Origin of the sequence: Romboutsia sp., assembly GCF_035470145.1 — a bacterium.
Lineage (GTDB): Bacteria > Bacillota > Clostridia > Peptostreptococcales > Peptostreptococcaceae > Romboutsia_D.
Window position 1 is genome coordinate 1 of the sequence record NZ_DATIRC010000056.1, and the last position, 3758, is coordinate 3758.

At 29.9% G+C, this 3758-nt stretch carries 4 protein-coding genes; 1 reads left to right on the top strand and 3 read right to left on the bottom strand.

The window, feature by feature from the left end:
- The 3 genes from VLM92_RS01955 to VLM92_RS01965 form a co-directional block, all read right to left on the bottom strand.
- The coding region (locus VLM92_RS01955) for a hypothetical protein (RefSeq protein WP_325274671.1) at positions 1–297 on the bottom strand (297 nt) is incomplete at its 3' end.
- A gap of 4 nt (positions 298–301) precedes the next feature.
- Positions 302–661, bottom strand: coding sequence for a PqqD family protein (locus tag VLM92_RS01960; RefSeq protein WP_325274672.1), 360 nt, complete (start codon positions 659–661; stop codon positions 302–304).
- Positions 662–794: 133 nt separating this feature from the next.
- Positions 795–2717, bottom strand: coding sequence for an OPT family oligopeptide transporter (locus tag VLM92_RS01965; RefSeq protein WP_325274673.1), 1923 nt, complete (start codon positions 2715–2717; stop codon positions 795–797).
- A 423-nt stretch (positions 2718–3140) separates the two neighbouring features.
- Between VLM92_RS01965 and VLM92_RS01970 the strand changes: the two genes are divergently transcribed.
- Positions 3141–3758: 2-hydroxyacyl-CoA dehydratase family protein (locus tag VLM92_RS01970; protein WP_325274674.1), on the top strand; the 618-nt coding region annotated here is incomplete at its 3' end.

Consider the following 3758-nt stretch of genomic DNA (forward strand, 5'->3'; position numbering starts at 1 on the left):
AATAATACCATTACTCAACATTTTGCCTATGAGAACTTTTGCAAAATTAGAAGGATCTTTTATAACAAGCTTGTCTCTAGTATAAAACAAAGAAGATCTTAAATTGATTAATTCATTTTCGATGTCTTTTTTAGATAAACACCTTTTATCCTTAAAAGCTTTAATAACAGCTTTCTCACCTTTTTTATAAAGAATATCAAATAAGTCCTTTGATTTTCGTTGTTCTTTAAGTAATCCCCAGATATATATTATGACAGTTGCAATTGCAAATAGTAGTATATATATTATAGTATCCATTAATTTACTTCTCCCTATGATTAAAAGTTATAAATTTATTATCATTTAAAATATTGAAAAATGAAATTAATCTTTCAAGTAAAGGTTCACAATCCTTGCCAAAGTGATTTTTAACTTCTTTTGAAATTTCATAAATAGACTTGTTATCATCTATACACTTCCAAACAAAGCTACCATGTTTATCTAGTTTAATATCACTTTTATGAGGAACTTTAAATAATTTTTGTGCAAATTTATCAAAAAAACTAGTTCTTTTAACTTCTAAAACAACAAAATCATGATCATTTACAGACCAGTTTATTTTGGTACTTTTTATAGGTACAAAGTCCAAATAATTTTTATCATTTTTTTTAGTTTTGGCCATATTGTTTCACCTCCTATAAATATATTAAGTAGGAGTAAAAAACCCCTACTTAATTAACTAAATTGGCTCTCAAGCTTAAAAAGTATAACCTGTGAGATCGAGATATAAATATAAATATATAATATATCAAATCCTACGATGCATTGCTTTTATCTTTTTCCTTATACCAAATACTAAACTTAAATAAAGTAAGTATAAGAAGTACAAAGAATATTAAAGCGCCAATTTGCCCCAATTGCACACTTTCAGAAAGATTTATTATATCTCCTAAAGAAGAATCTCCAACCTTTATTACAGCAAGAATTGCTAGTAAAACTCCTACTAAACCTTCACCTGCAATTAATCCAGAAGTATATAATATACCTCTATCAATTTGTTGTTTTCTATTTTCTTCAGAAACATTTTTTCTCTTTTCAAAGAATAATTTAATAACTCCACCTACCATGATACCAGCACTTAAGTGGATAGGAAGATATAGTCCAACTGCAAAAGGAAGTACTGGAATTCCTATTATTTCAACAGCTATTGCTATACCTGAACCTGCAAATATTAAACTCCAAGGAAGATTTCCTTCCATAACACCTTCAACAACCAACTTCATTAATGTAGCTTGAGGAGCAGGAATTTCTTTTGAACCAAATCCCCATGCTGCACTTAATAAGTAAAGTACGCCACCTATAGTTATAGCAGATATTAAAACACCTATAAGTTCACCATATTGTTGCTTTTTAGGAGTAGCACCAACTATATAACCTGTTTTTAAATCTTGAGAAGCATCCCCTGCTATTGCAGCTATAATACATATAATAGAACCTATAGCAATAGACCCCATCATACCTTCTTGGCCAACCATACCAGTTGATTTTAAAACTATAGTACTTATTAAAAGAGTAGCTATAGCCATACCAGAAACTGGGTTATTACTACTACCAACAAGACCAACAAGTCTTGAAGAAACTGTAGCAAAGAAGAAACCAAAGACAGCTATTAATAAAGCTCCAACAAAATTAACTGGAATAGAAGGTATTAAACCTATAGCAATAACTACTAATAAAGAACCTATTAAAACAGTTTTCATAGACATATCTTGATCAGTTCTTATTGAATTATCAGAAGATTCTCTGTTAGAATAATCCTTCATTGCTTTTGCAAAAGTATCTACTATTAGTGGAAGTGATTTAATTAAACTTAAAATACCACCGCATGCAACAGCACCTGCACCAACATATCTTATATAATTATTCCATATAGCCCAAAAGCCTAATTCACTCATAGGAACTGTAGCAGGGTATAATATTGTATCCCCACCAAACAAACTAAATAAAGGTATAAGACCTATCCAACCAACAATTGCACCAGCAAACATATAACCTGATATTTTATATCCACAGATATAACCAACTCCTAAAAGAGCAGGTAATACATCCATACCAAAAGCACCATTATGATATCCTGGTATTTCCCATTCTATTTCACTAGGGAAGATCTTAAGACCATCTGCTATAAATTTATATAAAGCAGCTATACCAAGTCCTGCAAATACTACAGAAGCCTTAGAACCACCTTCTTCACCAGCAAGTAAAACTTCTGCACAAGCAGTCCCCTCTGGATAAGGTAGAACTCCATGTTCTTTAACTATTAATGCTTTTCTAAGAGGAATCATAAATAATACCCCAAGTAAACCACCGCATAAAGCTATGATTGCAATTTTAAATAAACTAGGACTTCCTAATCCCCAATCTTTCATCCATATAAACATTGCTGGTAATGTAAATATTGCACCTGCAGCTAAAGATTCACCAGCTGAACCTATAGTCTGAACTAAGTTGTTTTCAAGGATTGACTCTCTTTTTAAGATAACCCTCATAACCCCCATTGATATAACTGCTGCCGGAATAGATGCACTTACGGTCATACCAACTCTAAGGCCAAGGTATGCATTTGCAGCCCCAAATATAACTGCTAATAAACAGCCTAAAAATATAGATGTTACTGTAAATTCAGGCATTACCCTATCAGCAGAAATAAAGGGCTTAAACTCTTTTTCATTGTTCATAATTTTATCCCCCTTATAAGAAATATAAATAAATATGTGAATTAAGATTAGATAAATATGTGAATTAAGATTAGTAAAATTAAGATTAGTAAAATTAAGATTAGTAAAGTTATGATTATACTTATGTATGATAGAGATTAATTTATGACTAGATATAAAGTATAATGATGAGAATAGACAATGGAAAGATGCTTTACTAGATATAAATAAATTAAATGTCTACAGCTTAAATTATATACCTGTGTAAATCATATAGCAACAAATTGACTGGAATTAATTTAATATTAATAAATTACAAAATTCAACTTTTTAATTATAAAAAATATCTATAATATCAATAAGTACTATAGATATAAACATTAATACAATAATATAAATAATGATAAAATTATATAAGGAAGAAATGTTAAAGGGGGAACTAAAATGATAAATTTACCAGATAAATTTGAAAGTTTTAATGAGGCAAGAAGAACAGGATTTATAAAAGCTAAAGAACTAAAAGAAAGTGGCAAAAAGATGGTTGGTGTATTTTGTACATATACACCAGTAGAAATACCAATGGCAGCAGGAGCTGTTACAGTCGGAGTTTGTGGGGTAAGTGAAGAACCAATTCCTGATGCTGAAAAAGTACTTCCAAGAAATCTTTGTCCACTTATAAAATCAAGCTATGGACATGCTATAACAGATACTTGCCCATATTTTTATTTCTCAGATATGCTAATAGGAGAAACTACTTGTGATGGTAAGAAAAAAATGTATGAGGAACTAGCAAAGGTTAAACCAACTCATGTAATGCACTTACCTAATATGCAAAGAGGAGAATATACATATAAACTTTGGAAAGAAGAAATAAAAATATTAAAAGAAGAAACAGAAAAAGCTTTAGGTGTAACTATTAGTGAAGAAGATATAAGAGAAGCTATTAAAGATAAAAATGAAGAAAGAAGATTATTAAAGGAATATTATGAACTAGCAAAATTAAAACCATCAGCTTTAACAGGTATGGAACTTCACCAAGTATTATATCAATCGGGGTTTAAA

Coding starts and splice junctions, on each gene's coding strand:
- VLM92_RS01965 (WP_325274673.1), bottom strand. CDS start 2,717: ATGAACAATGAAAAAGAGTTTAAGCCCTTTATTTCTGCTGATAGGGTA.
- VLM92_RS01960 (WP_325274672.1), bottom strand. CDS start 661: ATGGCCAAAACTAAAAAAAATGATAAAAATTATTTGGACTTTGTACCT.